General features: G+C 54.4%; 11 protein-coding genes. 6 read left to right on the top strand and 5 right to left on the bottom strand.

Annotation, left to right across the window (positions count from 1 at the left end; translation table 11 throughout):
* Positions 1-10: 10 nt before the first annotated feature.
* On the bottom strand, positions 11-901 hold the full coding sequence (locus HDF15_RS22350; RefSeq protein WP_184259649.1) for a hypothetical protein: 891 nt from the start codon (positions 899-901) through the stop codon (positions 11-13).
* A 310-nt stretch (positions 902-1211) separates the two neighbouring features.
* On the opposite strand from HDF15_RS22350, the gene HDF15_RS22345 reads away from it, so the two are divergent.
* Positions 1212-2204 (top strand): MIP/aquaporin family protein, encoded by a 993-nt coding sequence (locus HDF15_RS22345; protein WP_260331266.1) that lies wholly within the window; start codon positions 1212-1214, stop codon positions 2202-2204.
* Here the strand turns inward: HDF15_RS22345 and HDF15_RS22340 are convergent.
* A complete protein-coding gene (locus tag HDF15_RS22340; RefSeq protein WP_184259647.1) occupies positions 2186-5209 on the bottom strand; it encodes a two-component regulator propeller domain-containing protein in 3024 nt (1007 codons plus the stop codon). The two genes, HDF15_RS22345 and HDF15_RS22340, sit on opposite strands and share 19 nt — an antisense overlap.
* Positions 5210-5723: 514 nt before the next feature.
* Complete coding sequence (locus HDF15_RS22335) at positions 5724-6443, bottom strand: MarC family protein (protein WP_184259646.1); 720 nt, start codon at positions 6441-6443, stop codon at positions 5724-5726.
* Positions 6444-6834: 391 nt separating this feature from the next.
* Between HDF15_RS22335 and HDF15_RS22330 the strand changes: the two genes are divergently transcribed.
* From HDF15_RS22330 to HDF15_RS25605, 3 genes are all read left to right on the top strand, one after another.
* A complete protein-coding gene (locus HDF15_RS22330) occupies positions 6835-8697 on the top strand; it encodes a glycoside hydrolase family 15 protein (protein ID WP_184259666.1) in 1863 nt (620 codons plus the stop codon).
* Positions 8698-8742: 45 nt separating this feature from the next.
* Complete coding sequence (locus HDF15_RS22325; protein WP_184259644.1) at positions 8743-9282, top strand: ester cyclase; 540 nt, start codon at positions 8743-8745, stop codon at positions 9280-9282.
* Positions 9283-9398: 116 nt separating this feature from the next.
* On the top strand, positions 9399-10955 hold the full coding sequence (locus HDF15_RS25605; protein ID WP_221314572.1) for a hypothetical protein: 1557 nt from the start codon (positions 9399-9401) through the stop codon (positions 10953-10955).
* 126 nt (positions 10956-11081) lie between these two features.
* Here HDF15_RS25605 and HDF15_RS22315 read toward each other — a convergent pair whose 3' ends face one another.
* Positions 11082-11945, bottom strand: a complete 864-nt coding sequence (locus HDF15_RS22315; protein WP_184259640.1) for an alpha/beta fold hydrolase — start codon at positions 11943-11945, stop codon at positions 11082-11084.
* A 346-nt stretch (positions 11946-12291) separates the two neighbouring features.
* A complete protein-coding gene (locus HDF15_RS22310) occupies positions 12292-15063 on the bottom strand; it encodes a two-component regulator propeller domain-containing protein (protein WP_184259638.1) in 2772 nt (923 codons plus the stop codon).
* Between the two features lie 48 nt (positions 15064-15111).
* Here HDF15_RS22310 and HDF15_RS22305 point away from each other — a divergent pair, with 48 nt between their 5' ends.
* Entirely contained in the window at positions 15112-15342 is a 231-nt protein-coding gene (locus HDF15_RS22305) for a hypothetical protein (RefSeq protein ID WP_184259636.1), read from the top strand.
* 400 nt (positions 15343-15742) lie between these two features.
* A complete protein-coding gene (locus HDF15_RS22300) occupies positions 15743-16438 on the top strand; it encodes a sigma-70 family RNA polymerase sigma factor (RefSeq protein ID WP_260331264.1) in 696 nt (231 codons plus the stop codon).
* The last annotated feature ends 1259 nt before the right edge of the window (positions 16439-17697 follow it).

Here is a 17697-nt window from a genome sequence, read left to right as displayed (position 1 = left end):
ATCGGAAGGTTTAGGCGGCGGAGTCGTGCCGTGAAAAGAATGGGAACGGCGTTTGAAGGCGAACGTCTGCCTTCGGCGACCCCGGAGCGGGGGATCCGCTGAGAATGGTATTCACGACCAGGTCGGAAACTTCCTCCGGGTGCCGGCCGTTTTGAGCAGCGAACGTAAAGCCCGAAGGCCACTGTGGATCGTAGTGCAGCACGTCGGGTAGCAGCCGCGAGGCCAACCGTCGGGCGTACGCATCCGGATCGCCTGCCATTCCGCTCTTGCGCCCCTTTGCTGCAATCGCCTTGACGACGCCTTCCATGAGCATCTCGCGATCGTCCGAAGGAGAGATGTTGTGATACGACCTCGCCAAGCCGGCGTCTTCCGCGACAAGGGCGGCGATAAACGGCGATCCGACTCTCTGCCGCTGTCCAGCATGCAACACTCGCTCAGCCCATATATCCATAGCTCCCGAGCCGCCCAGCACCTTCTTTGGCATTTCGATGATTACTGCCTTGAGAACGACCCCGTCTGTTCCAGGCCGTGTGGCGACGCTGCCAGCAAAAATTCGGGATCCGTGCTGTTCCAACAACACAGCATCCGCAGCGCCGCGAGGTAGCTCTACGTCCCACCTCTGGGCTCCCGCGTGGATCGTGACCTGCGATTCCTTTTGCGCGCTTGAGTCAAATCGATTCAGACGGACCGGCCATGTAGCGGCGATTACGGTTGTTTCCGGCTGTACGCCAGGAAATGCGTACAGGTTAGCTTTGTTTGAGTGGGAACCGTGGGCACAGCCATCTGCGCCAAAGTCGACGACCTCGGCGAATACCGTTGACGGCACCATCGACGCCACAGCGCTGGCTAGAACACCGCCCAACACCGTACGGCGTGTCACGGTCGTTGTTTCGAAATTCATGATTGCTCGTTTCATTGTTGTCTCCTTGTGACGCTGGAGTTTGCAGCTGTTGACGCCCCAGCAGCGCCTTCTACGTCGGAGCCTGACCAGGTTCATGGCGACACAGAAACTAGGCAACGTCGCTTGTACAACTCTTATTCTTCTCTCTGTGGGACAGTCAGGTATCTACCCATTCCATAGGGACATACCTGTATTTTTCTCTAGTGCTTCGTCGGCTTCAATTGCTGCACTCTGAGTAGGGTTACAAGCGGTCCCGCAAGGATTTTCTTCAGCTCTTCAACTGTGCCCATGCACCATTGGCGATCTATCCATGTCATCCCCAGATTTTCGAATAACCGCTCTGTCTCCGTCCGCCTCGTTCGGAGAGGCCGTGAGGACGCATTGGCGGGAGTACGTGATGGAGTTTTCGGGAACGGGTGCACTGATGTTCTGCATCTGTCTATTCGGGACACTTCTTTACAGCAACGCGTCTCCTCTGGCGCGCTTTGCCCTCTCGCGACCCGAAAACGCAGCAGCTATGGGAATGTGCGTTGCCTCCACAACATTGCTTATCATTCGATCGCCATTTGGCAGACGCTCTGGCGCACATTTCAATCCTGCGATGACACTCTCCTATCTCTGGCTCGGTCGAATTCACCTCTGGGACGCTCTTTCTTACGTCGCGGCCCAGTTTTCGGGAGCTTTAGCTGGTGTGTGCATCGCCCGTCAATTACTTGGGCTTTCTCTATCCGCTGATCCAGTCCACTATGTTGTTACTGTTCCAGGAAGCTACGGGAGCGGAGCCGCCTTCATCGCGGAGTTTCTGCTGTCCGCGTTGCTAATGGGTGTCGTGCTCTTTGCCACGAACCATCGGACCCTGGCACGCTTTAGTCCGCTCCTGGTCGCGGCGGTCACTGTCTTTTATTTTGCGATATGCTCTTCCATCTCGGGCTTCAGCGTAAATCCTGCCAGAACCTTCTCATCGGCGATCTTTGCCGGGATCTGGTGGGGGATCTGGATATACTTCATCGCTCCCTGTCTCGGAATGTTAGCGGCCGCAGGTATATACATCCGCACCTTTGGACCAAGTCGAGTTTATTGTGCGAAGGTTTTCCACGATCTGCACTCAACCTGCCCGTTTCCATGCCGATTTGCAGATCTCGAACATGAGATGGAGCGTCAGACCCCGATGTCGGTTCACGTGCTGGCACACGGAGATGCCACGGCGTCGGGCTCCGATCAGACTGCTGGTTCTTGTAAGATATGCCAGAGTTGCTCAATGATGACGGAAGAAATGAGCAGCTCTCAGCGCCGCCAGAAGTGATTGGTGTTTTTATCCGGGGGCAAGAAGATCATCTTGCCGGGAACAATCAAGCTGATGTCTGTACCGGTCTGGGGATCGCTCGCGATCTGAAGCTTCGCCCCGAGATGTGATGCCCGTTCACGGATGCCTTTCAGGCCGAAGTGCCCAGCTTTTCCTTTTTGTAGGATGGTCTCAGGGATTCCCCGTCCGTCGTCGCAAATGTGCAGCGTCAGATCCTGCCTGCTCACGAGCTCAACGCTGATGCGCTTGGCACCGGAGTGACTGCATGCATTGCGAATGGCCTCGAACGCAATCAGGTAGACCTCGTCTCTTGCTACTGGATTCATCTCGCGCTCGATTGCGTCGAATGAGAGCGAGAATTCGATGTCATGGCTTGCGCGGAACTCTTCGACAACGCATCTGAGGGATGCTGTGAGATCGCTAAATTCCGTCGCGCGCAGAGAATCCAATGCGGTTCTCCCCTCCAGTGTCGCGCGGCCAAGCCATTCAGAGACAAGAGTGAGCGCGTTTCGAGTGCTACTGTGATCCGGTAAGCTGTCCCGCGCCCCGTCCAAAACCAGCTTGCTTCCTTGAATCGTCTGTAGCAAGGTGTCATGCAGATCGCGGGCGATGCGTGTCCGTTCTTCGAGGCGGTCATTGAAGCGTTGGCGTACGGCAGCCGCGTATTGGCGGATCCTTAAGAGATAAAGCGTATAGGCAAGTAAAACGGCAAGCAGAGCGACGAGTGCGCGGAACCATAGGGTTTGGTACCAGGTCGGTACGATAACGAAGCGAAGCGCATCTCCCTGGTCGTTCCAGACTCCAGCGTTGTTGCTGGCGCGCACGAGAAATGTGTAAGTTCCAGGATTGAGGTTGGTGTAGAAGGCGGAGCGCCGTGGACCGACGTCCCTCCAATCTTGATCGTGACCCTCAAGCCTGATGCGAAATTGAACGCGCTCAGGCGAAACAAAGCTAAGGGCCGTGTAGTCGATCTGGATGTCGCGAGTGTGCGGAGGCAGACGTAGCTGGCCGCCCACGGGATACAGCGTATCTTGTGCGAGAACTTGCTCAATGTGGACTGGCGGCATGAGCCGATTTAAGTTGAGGTGATCGGGGTCGATCATTTGCACCACACTGTCGTTGCTGAACCAGAGGCGTCCATCGGGGGAGCGCGTCGCGCTTGGGGCGAAGGTCGAATGCGACGGCTGTGCGCCGCTGAAAACATCGAGGGTAAGTGTCTCGATTGCGGTATCGGGATGAGCCCACCACCGTTCCAATTCGTCATTTTCTATCCGTATGAGCCCGCAGTGACTGTACAGCCAGAGCGACCGATGAGCGTCTCTGGTCATGGCGTAGATCGCATTGCACGGCAAGCCATTGCGTTTCGTGAGAAGGTGTAGAGCTCCTTGTCTCCACGCAGCCAAGCCGACGGAAGTAGCCAGCCAGATGGAGTTAGGGCCGTCCTCAGAAATATCCGTGACGGGGCCGATGCTCGCGGTCTGCTTCTGAATGGCGGCGTCGATGTGGCCGTCGCGATACCGGGTGAAGCCACTGCGAAGAAGCAGCCAAAGTCCTCCGCCGGCAGCGGCGGATAGGTGATAGGAGTTAAGTGTTTGTGCACTGCCCAACTCCTGGAATGCTTTGCCGTTGCGAAAGCCGATGATTCTGTGCAGGGGAGCGGATCGCACGCAACTAGCCCAGACGGTGTGATCCTCGGACTCGGTGAGAAACTCCACGATGCCAGTGGGCTTGCCCTCGAGATCGAGCACGGGACTGAAGTGAGAGTTGCGATAGAGATAGAGGGAGTTGTCGACCCCTACCCAAAGGTTGCCAAGATGATCCTGCAACATGGAGGTGACTTGCTGCCCGGGGAGGCCGCGACCAGGAAGGATCGACGACACACGAGCGTCGCGCATGAAATCCAATGAGCCGACTGTCCCGACCCAGATCGTTCCATCCCGTGCCGCTAGAACAGAGCTTGCCTGATCGGAAGAGAGACCCTCGCGTTTGGAGAAGGTGGCGACCGGCAGATCGCGGAAGCAGTCGACTCCAGATGTTGTGGCAACCCAGATGTCGCCTTCGCGATCCTCAAAGATGCCGTTGACTGAGTCCCCGGAAAGACCAGCCGAACTGTCGAAGTGGTCGATTTGATTGCCGTGCACACGGTAGACTCCATCATCCAGGGTACCGACCCACAGATCTCCCGCGCGATCCGAGAATAGTTCGCCGACTTTGAGTTTCGAGCTATCGAAGCCAGGCAGTACAAAGTTCTTCAGCCGTCCATTGATAAGGTGCTGTAACCCTAAACCCGGACCGGACCGATTTATGCCCACCCATATCGATCCATCTGCTGCGATCGCAATGGCCTCAACTCCGGAGAGTCCTTTGGCGGTCTCAAGCGCGTTGACTCTGAAGGTGGTCGACGCCTCCGGACGCCATCGGGCAAACGCGTTTGTAAGGCCAACCCAGAAATTACCCTTGGCCTCTTGGGCGAGTGGCCCTGCGTTGGGGGAAGCCAGGCCGTCTGCAACTCCATGGCAGTGGAGAGTTGATCCAGCCGCCTCACAGAGGGGTCCGAGGTCGTCTCGAGTTCTGCTTCGGGTGAACCAGGCATTTCCGTCATCGTCGGTGACGATACGATTGATGCGAGAAACGGGGCCGAAGTTGATAATCTCGCGGCCGGTCCAATGCGTCAGCCCTCTACTGGTTCCAATCCAGAGTCCCCCGTCTTTGTCAGGAGCTAATGAGAGGATGATATCCGAGGGCAGCTTTTGACCTGCCGGAGGACTCCAGAGAACAAAGCGGACGCCGTCGAAGCGGAATAATGCCCCTTGAGTCCCGATCCAAAGGTAGCCGTCGCTGGTTTGTGTGAATGCGGAAGGTGTTCCAGAGAGGAAGCCGTCCTGCAGACGCCATGCGGTATGAGCGTACTGGGAGATGTGGCGGCTGGGGTCAAGAGCCCACGCCGAAGAAGGAATGAGCCAAGCCTGTGCGCATGCGATCAAGAGCGCGCCTACGAGTTTCATTCTCTGCCCTCCCGAAGGGCTGCTTCATTTGCGCGGGGCATGCCGAAGCGGATTTGCCGCGCTGAATGCGTCAGATCAGGCCGGAAACAACGATATCAGGAGTGTCCGGCGTGGTCTAACTCGATTCAGGACGCAGGGTGTCTCGAATTGGCAAACCCTGACATGAGAGTCGCATCGAACCCAGGTTTGGAAAGTCGAACTCCCTCTCAGACTATGCAGAAGCGGCGATACGCACTCCTGACTCCGATTCGCCAGAATGCCTGCGCTTCCCTTCATCTGGTTTTTCATCATAACGCGCGGACAAAGTCTCAAGAACCTTCCCGGTGGCCCGCGCGAACCCAAGCATCTCTACTTCCGAATTGCCAACCATTAGAGAGCTTCGCGGCAACAAAGGCGTTTACGGCACATATCTTTCCCGCCGCAGGCTGCCGATTTTGTCCACAACCGCGCGCCTGACAGAAGAAAGTTTATGAGTGGAGTGCGACTTCGATGGGACAAATGACAGACATTGGGATCAATGATGCACCGGCAGCACCATCCCCAAGAGAGACATGCCGTTCCAGGCAATCTGCACCCCGATACACATCAGGATGAAGGCCATGACGCGCAAAATCCCGTGCACCGTGGCCGGTGAGACCGCCTTAATCAGCTTCGGCGCATAGCCATAACAAAGGTAGACCGATGCGCTCAGAACCGCTGCGGCTAAGGCTATTCCACCATAGGCTTCACCCTTTTCAATCAGGCTGCTAGCCGTAGCGTGTGCACTGAGCGTGATGGTCACTACCAGAGTCCCTGGCCCGGCCGTGATGGGGAAGGTGAAGGGATAGAAGATCTTGTCATTAAGATCTTCATCTTCTGTGGGGGCGCTCCCCTCGATTTCTTGATGTTTCGCACGGTTTGAGGCGTTGGCATCCTTCTCGAAAAGAAGTGCCCATGCCGTCGCTGCAATGACGATCCCCCCTGTGACCTGAACGATGGGAAGGGATATACCAAAGAAGGCGAGGAGTAAAGAACCCAGAAATTCGATGACGATGAGAAATCCAAACGTCGAGAACGCGATCTTCCGCGCCAATTGACGATAGACCGCCGCAGGCTCGTCCCTCACCAACCCAAGGAAGACCAGCGCAGATCCAATTGGATTAATGAGCGGGAGAAGCGCGGTCAGCGCGAGAATAAAAGACTTTGAGAACAACACATTTGCACCCTCTGGAACACCTGTAAGATTGCTTCGCATCGCGAACGAACCAGTGCGACGGCAGTCCTCACGTAGCCGCGACCAAATCCTCGGGGCCCTTTCGCTGACCTCTTCGTTAGGGACGCATGCATTGGAGTTGACAACAACGTTCGGACGAAACCTCTCGAGGGTCCGAGCCAATCTGACCTAACTGTGATCATCGTTGAGGAGAGCGCTACAACGACAGCCCATAGACTGCAGCCCCTGCACTGTACTTTTCTCTAGGGTCACAAGTGCTCACCTAAAGAAATCTCTAGGCGATAGCCTGAAGAGATTGCCTACGCGCGATCCCTGAAACGGGTATCAGATAGCTGTGAGTGCGGAAATGTCGCTAAGCCCAAAAGATCGGGTTTTGCAGCCCAACCGCTCTTATTGATTGGGAGGCATTCACTTGCAAAGTACACCGATCGCGGAATACGCCCTCTTGTCCGATTGCCGCTCCTCTGCTCTCGTGAGCTTGCACTGTTCAATCGACTGGTTGTGCATGCCAGACTTCGATTCTCAGTCTGTCTTCGGCCGACTCCTCGATGCGGACTGCGGTCATTGGTCTATCTGTCCAAGGGATATCGTGCAGATAAGTCGAAAATATCTGAAAGAAGCGATGGTTTTAGAGACAACATTCGTCGCGAAATCAGGGACGGCAGTTGTTACGGATGCAATGGCACTTGGAAAGGGCGAGCGAGGACACGATCTTGGCCGTCGATCTCCACATGCTCTGTTACGCTCAGTTGTTTGCACGGACGGTCACGTACATGTCGACTTTGAATACTTTCCACGCCCAGAATACGGGCTTGTGCTTCCGATTCTGAAGCGGGTCAGCGGAGGATTGGAAAGCCGCGGAGGATCAAGCATGTTTCTCCTTTCCACGCCAATCGATTTGGAGCTAGTGGAGAGCGCTGCGCGCACCGAGTTCATGCTCACCTCAGGTCAAGCTGTTCACTTTTCCTTACAGCATCGTTCGGTTCTCGACGAACCTCTGTCTTCGTGGAGCCAAACGGAGATTGCTGATCACTCGGCCGATACAGTGGAGGGCTGGCAAACGTGGTCTCAGTTGCACCAGAACTATCAGGGGCCCTGGAAGGAACTCGTCGCTCATAGCGGTCGTGTGCTCCAGGCTCTTACATACTTTCCAACCGGGGCCATTGTTGCGGCGCCCACGACCTCTTTGCCGGAATCGGTTGGCGGGGACCGGAACTGGGACTATCGCTTCACCTGGGTTCGAGATGCCAGCTTTACGCTGGAGGCTCTGTGGGTTGCGGCCTGTCCGGATGAAGCTCTGAAGTTCTTCAATTTCCTTGCGGAAGCAGCCCTGACGCAGGTCCGCAAAGGAGCGGACCTGCAGATCATGTTTGGAATTCGTGGTGAGCACGACCTCACCGAACGGACGCTGCCTCAAATGCGCGGATGGCGCGATAGCAGCCCGGTCCGCATAGGCAATGGCGCATGGAACCAGCGCCAGTTGGACGTTTATGGTGAATTGATGGGTGCCGTTTTTTTGCTCAGGCAACATCTCAACGATCTGGACGAGGTCACCCGCGAGTTCCTGGTCAATATCGTAGACGCAGCGGCATCGCGCTGGCAGCAAAAAGACCAGGGAATTTGGGAGATCCGCGGTGAGCCGCGACACTTTCTCTATTCCAAGCTAATGTGCTGGGTTGCTCTGGATAGAGGCATCCAAATGGCCGAATTCTTGCAAACTGGAGATAGGGTATCGTCTTGGAAACAGACTCGAGAGGAGATTCGCGAAGCAATTCTTTCGCAAGGTTGGAGCCAAAAGGCCGGATCTTTCTCGCAAGCATTTGGGACAGACAACCTGGATGCGTCCTCTTTGATGATTCCCATCGTCGGTTTTCTGCCGGCGGACGATGCGAGGGTTCTCTCCACCATCGAGGCAACTGTCGCACACCTCACGGACCAGCATGGTCTCGTCTTTCGCTATATTGCACAAGATGGCTTGTCTGGTAAGGAAGGATCTTTTCTTCTCTGCACCTTCTGGCTTGCACAGGCACAAGCGATGTCAGGCCAGTTAGATCGAGCGAAGGAGACCTTCGTCAAAGCTATCGGCTTTGCCAATGACGTTGGTTTGCTCTCGGAAGAGATCCTTCCAGATACGAAGGAACTCTTGGGCAATTTTCCGCAAGCGTTCAGCCACATCGGACTGGTAAATGCCGCATGGGCGATCTTTCAGCGTGAGAATGGAGCGTCTGAAGATGAGCACGATATCACGACCAGAACCTCCACAATGGCACAGTAGTAAGGGCCGGACTTCTTCGACGGATAAAAGGGCGGAGTATTGACCATGAAACTTCAAATGATCGGCCTATTCGGAACCATTGCATTGGCTTGCCAGATTGCGATTCCCTCGTACTCCTATGCACAGGCCGAAGCAAAGAGACTGGAGCACAGGGCCCATCACTACACTCCCTACGAGCAACTTGTTTATGAGAACGCCTCGACATTCCATCGGAACTTCAACCACCATGAGTTTGAGAAGAACAGGGCATTGATCGCCGATGACCTACATGTTGACTCCAACGGCACAGAGCTTCGGGGAACTGACGCATACATAAAGGCTATTTCGAGGTTTGTAGGACCTTTCCCCGATGTCACGATTAAAGATCTCTCTATCGTGGTTGATGGCAATATGGCGTCGATCCGGTTTGTGATAACGGGAACTCAGAAAGGGGACTTTGCAATCCCTGGAGGCGTCATTCATGCAACCAATAAGCATATCGAGGTGGATGGGATCGAATACCTTACCTTCAACAGGGATGGAAAGCTTACTGATCTTCTGACTGTCGAAGACCTCCAAGGCCTGCTCAAACAGCTCAAGAATTAGTCATCCTGTTTTTCATAAGAACAAGCCTTAAGGTCTTGCGACAGCTTCTGATCGCACACGGCAGATCACGTGTTTGATCGCTGGACACAGTTTGTAAAGAGGGCTCGAAGCGAGGCATGAAGCTAATGGGAACTGCATGTAACCGTCGATTGGGGATGATCTGCCAATTCGCAGCTTTATTCGTGTGCGGAGTCGTCAGCAGCTCCGGTCAAAACATATCTCAAACTGGGAACGAGCTGATTCTCAAAGTGAAGCCTGTCCTGGGCTCGGATGGCACCGTGACAATGCTCGAAGTACGAGAGGAATTCCCAGGCGCGACACGTGACGGCGCACCGCTCAGCCTCAAGGCGGCTCTCTCAGCGATCACCGTTCAGCACATCGCTGACAGCCTTATTGATCTTGAGGTAAAGGACGCTCACGGGATTGTCCCCCTCGAGACCAGCGACGATCCTCCGGTGACAGGCTATGACTCGGCCTTTCGTCATTTGCGAGCGAAACGACCGACGTCATCAAGGGTTTCCGTTAGCTACCGTATCCCGATCACGCCGGCTCCCAAACATGGACCTCCACTCGGAATGGCCGCAGCGGGAAAGGGCGTGGCAGGTTGCGGCATAGGCTTCCTCCTACTACCCGAGAACACGGCATCCAACGTGACCAGAATGATGTGGGATTTGTCGAGCATGCCGGCTGGATCGGTGGGTGTCGTTACCTCTGGGAGAGGAGATATAAATGTGAACGGGCCTCCGTCGGAGATGTTCAAACAGTGGGTGCTTGCGGGTCCGGCGCTCAGTGTGAACTTTGACCGTCCGTCTGGCTTCCATGCGTATCTCGTGGGTACACCGCCTTTTGAAGGCAGACAGATGCTGGAATTTGGAGATAGGTCGTACAGCGCCCTAGGCGCATGGTTTAGGTATCTGGGTCTTCCCGATTACAACCTTCTCGTGAGAGCCATCAACATCCCTTCTTTTGGAACCGGTACTGCGGGTGAGGGGCGTGGTGGAAGTCTCATCAATGTTGGTCCTGCCTACTGGCCGGGGCAAGATGGCGCTTATTTCCGTAGCGCCATCTTCCATGAAATGACCCACCAATGGGTCGGTCTGATTCAAGGCCGAGCAAGCTGGTTTGAAGAGGGCCTGACCGTCTATATGACAGCAACGCTGCCGTGTGAGGCGCATTTGTCGACGCCCGAAGAATGTGCTCACGACCTCAATCGCAATCTTCGAAATTACTACGCCTCTGAGGCCAAAAAATGGTCACAAAAGCGAATCGACAACACACCTTTCTCAGATGAGGCGGCGAGGGAAGTACCATACGCGAGAGGCGCCCTCTACTTTGCGAATCTGAACTCTCAGTTGCTTGCGAAGTCGAAGGGAACTCGCGGGCTCAAGGAGGCGCTCTATCCGCTGTTCGTCGTTCGTCGTGACGGCAAGGGTCTTTCTCAGGATGATTTTGAGGAAATGCTACGGCGTGAGCTGGGCCAGAAGGCAGTCGCGGAGTTTCGCGCGACTACGATCGAAGGTACGGAGGAGATCGTTCCTCCTTCTGGGGCATTCGGTCCCTGTCTAGCACGCGTCACTGTAACTAGCGTACTCAAGGATGGCCACGTAGCGGTTAAGGGATACGAATGGAGACCGATCGTTGATGGTGCGCCTGCATCCTGCAAAGAACCCTAAGGGTTAGGGCGTGATTCGTGCCGAGTCTGCTTCCACTACAAAGCTGACGATAGAAATATCAAACAAGTTGTGAGGCAACTTGATGAAGAGCCAATACGGCTGGAACGCGAGCTAAATGATGATTGGTTAGTTAATTATCGTTGCAAGAAACTCCAGTATCTTACATGCAATCTCTTCTACATCAGTTTCCAGAGCGAAGTGACCGGCTTCGAGAAGATGAGATATAGCGTTCGGATCATCACGCGAGAACGCTTCTGCTCCTGCTGGCAGGAAGAAGGCATCAAATTTACCCCATATGGCGAGCAGAGGCGGCTTGAATTGCCTGAAGTACCTCTGGAACTCAGGGTAGAGATTCACATTATTCGCGTAGTCAAGGAAGAGATCCAACTGGATATCTTTGTTGCCGGGGCGAGCGATCAGCGCTGTGTCCAAAGTATAGCTTTCAGGCTTAACACGCTCAGGATGCGGGACTCCGTCGATGTACTGTGAACGAATTCCCTCGAGACTGAGCGCTGGCTGTAATGCCAAGCGATTCTCCAACGAAGGTTCTTTCCAATAGCGCTGAATTGGAATCCACGCTTCTCCCAGGCCAACCTCATAAGCGTTTCCGTTTTGAGAGATTATAGCGAGAATGCGTTCGGGGTGTGCCATTGCCATACGGAAACCAGTCGGCGCGCCGTAATCGAAGACATACATTGTGTATCGTTCCAGTTGCAGAGCCTGTGTGAAAGCTAGCATCGTTGTCGCGAGAGCATCGAAGGTGTACTTATAGGCTCTCTCCAGTGGAACTTCGGTGAACCCGAAGCCAGGCATATCGGGAGCTATAACTCGGTACTTGTTGGCCAATATTGGAATCAACTCGCGATACTGAAAGGACGATGCTGGGAACCCATGCAGCAGGAGGAGGATGGGGGCGTCCTTTTGGCCTGCTTCACGATAGAAGACCTTTACGCCATCTACTTGAACATAATGAGTGGAGGTATATGGCACGTGAGTGTTCTCCGATCCTGACCTTCCGGTCCCTATTCCATGAGTTGGCTATCGATTTTGTGTGAACTTAAGATCGTGCAACATTCAGGCGCATAGATAGAACAATAATCCTAAGGAGATCGAACTGCGAATGACACGGTGATTCAATGGCGAAGTGCCTCTATTTATCTATAGGGGCAATCGCCCGCTGGTATCGGCTCGCCGCAGACATCACACTTTTATGTCGCGGCTATTGCGAATGGCATGACCCAAAGCCGGGTGGAACCGGCATCTATAACAACCATCTGTCAGGTGATTCGCCCGCAAAGAGAGCTGCATACACCCGTGGAATGACCACTCAAATCGGTCAATCGGACAGAGGCCCCTTTGTCATCCGTCGAATTAGCCTAAGAAGGCGCGTCACAAGACTTGCAGAAGCTTTCTTGAAGATCGTGTTCCCGGGGATTCGCAAGACGATCTCCGTCCCGTCTGATGAACCGGACACCACGAGTTTGGCACCGATGTGAGCGGCGCGTTCGCGCATGCCGGTCAAACCATAGTGGCCAGCCTTCCCGCTTTTCAAGATGGTCGAATCAATTCCTCTTCCGTCGTCGCGAATGCGAAGCAGAAGGTTGTCGTCGTAGACGAGTTCGATGTCGATTCGATGACCATTCGAATGAAGGCAAGCATTGCGAATCGCTTCATCGCCTATCCGATAGGCCTCATCCCGCGCAATCGGATGCATTTCTTTACTCTTGCCCATTACCGATAGATTCACGGCGATGGCGCGATTGATTGCACAGTCCTCAAAAGAACCGCGAAGGGCTGTTGCGAGGTCATTTCCTTCCGTCGTTGAGTTGCGGAGCGAGTCTAGCGCCGCCCGGCCCTCCCTTGAAGCCCGCTCTGACCATTCGGAGATACGTTGTGCAAACTTTTTAGCGGTTGGCTCGTAGATGGTCTCATTCGCCTGATCTGCAACAATCTTCATCCCTTGGATAGTTTGCAGCAAGGTATCGTGCAGATCGCGCGCAAGTCGTGTGCGTTCTTCCAACCGTTCATCGAACCGTACTTTCATTGCCGCTCGATACTGCCGTATCCTCATCAGATAGATGGAGTATGTCGACGCCAACGACAAGAGAACGCACAACAATCGAAACAAAACCGTCTGGTACCAGGCAGGAGGTACTGTGAATCGGAATAGAGTTCCGACAAGATTCCACACTCCATCGTTGTTGCAGGCGATTACCTGAAACGTGTAGTGGCCCGGGCGAAGGTCGCTGTAAAAGGCCTGACGGCGCATTCCAGCATCGATCCAGTCTCTGTCATGTCCAACCAGACGATAGCGAAATCTCACCTTCTCCGGCAAAACATAGCTCAATCCCGCATAGTCAATTTCAGTGTCTCGCGGCGAGATCGGGAATCGGAGGCTAGTACTCAGCGGCAGATCCTCGCGATCGACGATGATCCGCTCGATATGAACGGGTGGAGCAATCGAGTTGTATGGAATATTGTGAGGATCGACCACTTGGACGATACTGCCGTTAGTCGACCAGAGGCGGCCGTCTGGAGCGATCGTCACGGACGTGCTACCGCCTCCGAGCCCCGGCCTGACGCCGTCGCGGAAATCAAAGACGGTCGTTCGCAGAAGGTGACTGGGTTTGCGCCACCACTGTGCAAGCTCCTCGTCACTAACCTTTATGATGCCGCAAGTCATATAGAACCAGTGTGAACCTACGCGATCATCAACGATTGAAAATCCGGTATCACAGGGCATTCCGTCTTTCGTCGTTAAGCTTCGCACCTCTCCATTCTGAAATCGGTAGAACGTATGTTCAACGCTCGAGATCCATAGAGTGCCATCTGGGTCTGATGTCAGGCCGTAGACACTTCCGTCATAGCCTTTGACGGGCTCGAATTGTCCATCGCGGAACCAGAACAAACCGTGAACATAACCACCGGCCCACAAACCGCCTTGGGGGTTGGGAGCTAAAAATAGCGTCTGATTTTCGGGCGTGGGAAATTTAGCAACCACGCGGGTTCCATCCAGGCGATAGAGAGCCTTCTCGCGTGAATGCTGATCGATGTCCGATATCCATATCTGGTGATGGGTATCCTGCGCAATCGCTGCAGCATAGTGGATTTTCATACCCTCCGGGCCCGTCACTTCGATAACGTTTCCGCCAAGGTGCGTCAGTAGTTTCTGCCCGGCTGAGGCCCACATTCTTCCTTGTGAATCGTTGTAGAGCAAGTCGGTGTAAGAAGCCGAAGATTTCAAATGCGAGAAATCCTGACCCTGGTAAACATCGATGCCATGGTACATCCCAACCCAAACATGTCCGTCCGCGGCTGCCGCAATACTGGAAGCGTCTTCACCCGATAACCCTTGGTTTGAAGTGAAGGAGATAGCCGGAAGATCGCGAAATTCGCCAACTCCGCCGCTTGTCGCTACCCAAAGATCACCTTCTCTATCTTCAAAGATGCTACGCAAGTAGTTGCCGCTAAGGCCGTTCGTTGTGTCGTAGTGATCGAGTCTCCCGTCGCTGAGCTTGTAAAGACCTTTGGATTGACTCCCAATCCACATCGAATGGTTATGATCGAAGAAGAGACAGCTTACAGAAAGTGTTTTACCGTCAACTTCCGGGGCTACATAACTCTTCCATTGTCCATTGGAGAATTGCAGTAACCCGCCTGAGGGACCGCTGTCCCGCCGGCCCGCCCATATCGTCCCATCTTGATCCGCAACGAGCGCCAGCACATAGTTGAATGACTTCGAATAACCCATATTTGGCAGACGGTACGTCTGAGGCTTCGCCCCCGCTTGCCAATGGCAGATGCTGTCTTCGCTGCCGACCCATATCGACCCTGGCTTTTCCGACGCAATAGAGAATCCGCGTGTACATCCAAATCCGTCTCGCTTGCTGATGCAGGAGATGTGCAGATCACCTATTTTGCAGAACATCCTCGGCTGACCGCCGGCTTCCCAGTCGCCTTGCCCCATCCAGATTTCATTGTGCGAGTCTTCGAGAAATGGCCCAGGTAGCCTCTGCTTCTCTGGATAGTCATAGACATGACCGTTGGTCACCCGCGCCAGCCCCAACTCTGTTCCCACATACAAACTGCCATCGCGCGCGCCAAACACCTGTGAGACATCCTGACCGGGAAGTCGCTCGCCGACCGGAGGAGTCCAATGGGTGAAGCGAATACCATCGAATCGAAACAGGCCATTGGCTGTCCCAACCCAGATATAGCCGTCTGTTGTCTGGGCAATCGCCTTGGGGGAGCTATCGAGGCCACTCTCGCCAATGCGCCAAACCTTGTGTCCATACTGCGCAATCCGGGTCGATGGGTTCAGCGCATGTGCCGGGCCACTACAGGCCAGAAGGAGGCACAGGGCTACGAGCTTAGCTCCCAGCCGTGACGGAGGACACGAAAGTGCCACATCAATCGATGTGTTCGCTCCGTTTGTGATCCGAACAGCTGGCCATAAACGCAGGTTCTCCACAGTTCCTAATCCTAAGCATCCTGGCGGTTGGCCAACCTGTAGATAACTCTAGCTATCGACGATTTAGCGAGACGCTCCGTCGACTCGCAAAATCTTTGGCGAGTTGGCAAAGACAAGAGCATTCTGCTTTTCGTCACTCAGAGAACACTTGCAACTCTGTTGATTGAGTTCGCAGTCTGCCCGCTGTGCCGGACAGACCTGCAGAAATATGTAGCTCCAGTCCTGTTGCTTCTAATCTTCCTGAAGCGGACGAAATCCTTGAAATTAAGGTTCAACGCGGTAACAACGCTTTGCGCCGGCCCTTTTGACTGGAGGTATGACCACCATGGAAACCCTTCGACCCGTAATCGCTTCGTCCCAAAGTCAGTCGTCACCGGTTCTCATCAGATGCACGGACTATTCGTCAGCAATCCGCGATGAGACACAGATAATCGAATCGATCCTCGCCGGGGATACGAATCTTTACCATGATCTCGTCCGACCCTACGAGGCGCTTGTCTACCGCATGGCATTCGTGATGCTTCGGAACGAAGCCGATGCTGAAGATGCCGCTCAGGAGAGCTTTCTGCGGGCATATCGTAAGTTAGCAAGTTTTCGATCTGAATCTAAATTCAGCACCTGGCTCACCAGCATTGTCCTGAACGAGGCGCGGGCCTGTTTACGGCGTCGCAAAAACGGGGTTGCCGTTTCTTTGGATTCTCTTTCGAGTCAGACGGCGCCGCTACCCGCTCGATACATCTGCGACAAACAGGAAAGTGCTCTACTACGTCTGGAGCGGACTGAGTTGCGATCTCATTTGCAGCGAGCCATAGCGGATCTTCCAACGATTTACCGAGAAGTGTTGCAGATGCGCCTTATCGATGAATGTAGTGTCCGCTGTACGGCGCAGGCGCTTATGTCAACGGAAGGGGTCATCAAAGCCCGGCTTCACCGTGCCCGCCGGATGCTTCAGAGACGGTTCAATGCACATAGGACTCGGGAGAAGACCTTCCACGCCTGCGGTGATTGTTGAACGGGCGTTGTCTGCCAGAGACCTTTGCCGCTCGGAATTGGAAAGGGAATTGGAAGATCTTCGCCTCAACCAACCCGCTCACAGACACAAGACGAACCGATATGCAGCGATGATTCGATCACGCTTGCTGAGACGTAACTTGCGTTTAGGTCCACATTATTCTACGTGAGAAAAACTGATAGATACCTATGTTTTTCTATGGGCGGCAAATTCCTCACGCCACATATGCTTATCGAATGTGCAATGCTTACGCGTCTGCCAAATCACGCTGGAGGCCTCTCGATACGCGTCTTGGGTGCATCAGAAGCTTGGGGCAGCGCGAAGGTAAAAATGCGGTCGCTTGGCACAGGTCCAAGGTACGACTCCGTAGTACACGTGATTTGATCGAAAAAACGTGGACGCGATTCGCATTATTTTGCGTGTGCTCTATGATCATGTCATCTTCAGCGTACGCAGCAGATCATAGCCCCTTGTTCAGTTACGCGACGCCTGTTAATGCTGAAGGGGAGTTCAGTTTTGACACTGGACTCTTTGGCCGTACCGGATCTGGGGGAACTCAATTTTCAACTGGCTCGGGGTTTGGGTATGGACTTAGGCCGCACGTTACCCTCAACGCCTTTCTACCTGCCATGTTCGGAACAGGCGATCTGCCAGAAAGCCGAATCATGAGCGGTTCAGAGTGGGCAGCTGGCACGTCTTGGCGCTTTCTCGACTCAGGCAGAGGTGTGGGGCGCCGGTTGGAGTCAACAGTGTCTCTAAGCGCGGTTGCTCCAGGTCCACAATCTGCCACGGGCGTACTTGGCAATCTGCATCGAGCACCGGGTGTCGCGGGATCCTTAGCCGCGGGGATGACTTCGCGGAGTCAATATCTTTGGGTCGGCAGCGGTTACACCCGGTTTGCCGAAGCCTCACACGACCGGAGACCAGACACGACCTCATGGAGTGTGACATATGGCTACCGCCCATCTAAACTGCGTCGAGGCGTGGACCAATGGGATTACCGCGGGTTTGTCGAGTTAACTGGCGAGCATACCGGAGGGGTGAAAAGCGGCGGAACCATTCTGCCAAACAGCAGTTCCACTACGGCGTGGCTGGGACCTTCAGTCTTGGGGATCTTTAAGGAATTCGCAGTCGAGGCTGGCGTCCAGGGTCCAATCATTCGTGATGAATCGGATGCCATTTATGGCCGTGAGCGCATTCGTTTCGGAATCAACCTCAGCTACCTCAAATACTCGTCGCGGAGTCGCTCTCGTTGAAGA

This window comes from Granulicella mallensis (assembly GCF_014203225.1).
GTDB lineage: Bacteria > Acidobacteriota > Terriglobia > Terriglobales > Acidobacteriaceae > Granulicella > Granulicella mallensis_A.
The sequence above is the reverse complement of the archived record's forward strand: the minus strand, read 5'-3'. Positions and strand labels throughout refer to the sequence as shown.